Source organism: Candidatus Symbiopectobacterium sp. NZEC135 (assembly GCF_025962695.1).
Map to the genome: position 1 here is coordinate 1 of NZ_JAGFPF010000553.1, position 1,221 is coordinate 1,221.

Sequence of the window (1,221 nt, forward strand, 5' to 3'; positions counted from 1 at the left end):
CGGTTTCCGCTGCTGTATACGGCCTGGGCCACCCCCACCATATCGAGGTTTTGCAGCTCATTGGTGCCATCAGTAAAGGCCAGCGCACTTACCGCCCCCCAGCCATCGTGGGTTGCCGTAACATTGACGGAAAAACGTTCAGACGTTCCGGTCAGCCAGTCACTCCCTGTGCCACCGTCCGTTTCGCCAAAAACGTTATAATTGTGCGATGAGACAGTAAACCACTGCAGCGTCGAGTCTCTGTCCAGACGCCGCGTAGCAATTTCCCGCCCCATGCCGTCAAACTGGGTTTTTACCTGATTACCCGAGGCATCGGTTTCCATCGTTTCCGGGCCATTCGCACCCAGGGTATATGACCAGGTGGTGATATTTTCATACGGCGTGCCCGGTGCCAGCGTTCTCCGCAGCGAACGCCCCAGCCGATCGTAGGCGTATTGCACCGTCACATTCTGTGGGCTGGTATCACGTAACAGCAGGCCGGAATATACGGATTGTTCACGGCTTGATAGCAATTGCAAACCGTCATACCCGGTAAACGTGATGGTTTGGTGCATCACCCCCTGCGTAATCACGGTCGTAAAGGACTGACTGTTGGTAAATGCCGAGGAGGCCTCACCATTTTCATATTGGGTATCGGTGATCCGCGTTATCCGGCCATATTCTGCATTACCGAGAGTCTGATTGTAGGTGTATACACGGCGACTCAGGAGAACATCGTCGGCATAGTCTGACTCCTGATCCTGCACCACGTGTCCGGCCGCCCCCAGGGTTTTATAGGTGTAATGGGTGCGCCTGACGGGAGCCACATACGCGGTATTGCGTGGAATAACGGTCTGGTCCTGCATAAAGCGGACAAACCCATTGGGCTCCATGGCAAACCAGGTCATTACAGTTTCCGTTCCGTCGGGTGCCACTTCCCGCGTGGGATTACCGCTTGGATCAAACGTGGTCACCGTCGTTTGTACCCGGCGCGTACCATTGATATCCGTCCAGGTTTCCTTTTTTTCACGGGGAAGCTGGAATTGCGGCGGCTGACCATCAATAAAAACGCCTTGCTCTGCATAATAGGCAAAATCCGTGCGGTAGAGGTCGCCTTGCCGCATCGTCTCTTCACTCACCTGAAGGTGATAGTTGTTGTAGGTGCGGATGACAGTAATGCTCTCATTGCCGTAAGACACCGTTTGGGTTGAACCATAGGTATAATCCGTTAGCGTGGTATAG

General features: G+C 54.0%; 1 pseudogene. It reads right to left on the reverse strand.

Features of this window, described 5'->3' with window-relative positions:
• Window positions 1–1,221, reverse strand: a pseudogene (locus tag J5224_RS28720) (hypothetical protein); the annotation flags it as partial.